We start from the raw sequence: 1,109 nt of genomic DNA on the forward strand, positions 1-1,109 counted from the left end.
GCCACCTGCAGGAAATGATTCAGATTGACTGCAATCAAAGACGGGTCACGCGAATGATTCAAGATCGACATATCCCCGTTATCCAGATAATCAAACGCCTCCCAGAATTCCTGCACGAGCACATGGTCGCTGTTGATAACCTGCTGACGTTCCTCGGCCATGTTCACGATCTGGGCTTTTAATGCGGCCTGCTGCGATTCAGGCAGCTTTACCACCAGCGCCAGGGCATCGGCCAGGGCCAGCATTTGCGCGTGGGTTTCCACCAGGCGCGGCATCTTGATATTCTTGTTTTGGCGCAGTTCTTTCAGGTACAAGGGCGTATTGGTACCCACCAGTTCCATGATGGCCTTCTCGCGCTTGGTGGCGGCAAGAATGAAGCCTGAAACCTGTTCCACAGACATATACTTCAGCTTGTCGGCCGCCTCTCCGGACGCGGCCGTCTGCGTCGAACGGTCAAAATACAAATGCACAATGCGCGACAGAATCGCCTCAGACGCATTTACAGGGTTGTTTTGAGAAATCACGATAGATCCCCGGAAAGGCGGCTCGTATGTCTCATTGCCACCCGTCGCCATGCCCCTGGCCCGCATGCTGCGGCCGTTATAGGCCGTCTTCAGCTCGTCCCAATCAAATGACTTCACATGGCTTTTGTCTTCGCCCATGCGTTCGCGGTCAGACTCAATCAACACCACCGGCAGGCAAGACACTTGCCCAAAATTACGCGCTCTTGCGGCCAGGCTAGACTTTGCCGGGTCAAAGCCCTCATACCCGTTACGGCCAAACAGCTTCCACAAAAATTCAATCAAGGTCGATTTACCGGCCCCGGCTTCGCCCACCACCTCAAGAAAAGGGTAAGACGATTGTTTAGACCTGATCTGCTCCGCAAACAGCGATCCAAACCAGAAAGTTAGCGCCACCAGGCCTTTGGCACCAAAGGCCGTCCAGATCAGGTCAAGCCAGTCTGTACGGTATTCATGGCGGTCGCGGTTAATGGTCAGATTGACAGACTTATTCAAAGACTTGATCGACAGCTTGCCGATATCAAAAAAATCCTCGCTGTTCACCTCATTCAATACGCCGTCTTTCATCGCCACATCACCCAGCACATA

The 1,109-nt window shown here is 53.2% G+C and carries 1 pseudogene; it reads right to left on the reverse strand.

From position 1 onward, the window contains the following. Nucleotides 1–1,109 (reverse strand): annotated as a pseudogene (locus H8L47_RS29135) (bifunctional DNA primase/helicase); the annotation flags it as partial.

This window comes from Undibacterium umbellatum (genome assembly GCF_014284125.1).
In the GTDB taxonomy this organism is placed as follows: domain Bacteria; phylum Pseudomonadota; class Gammaproteobacteria; order Burkholderiales; family Burkholderiaceae_D; genus Undibacterium; species Undibacterium umbellatum.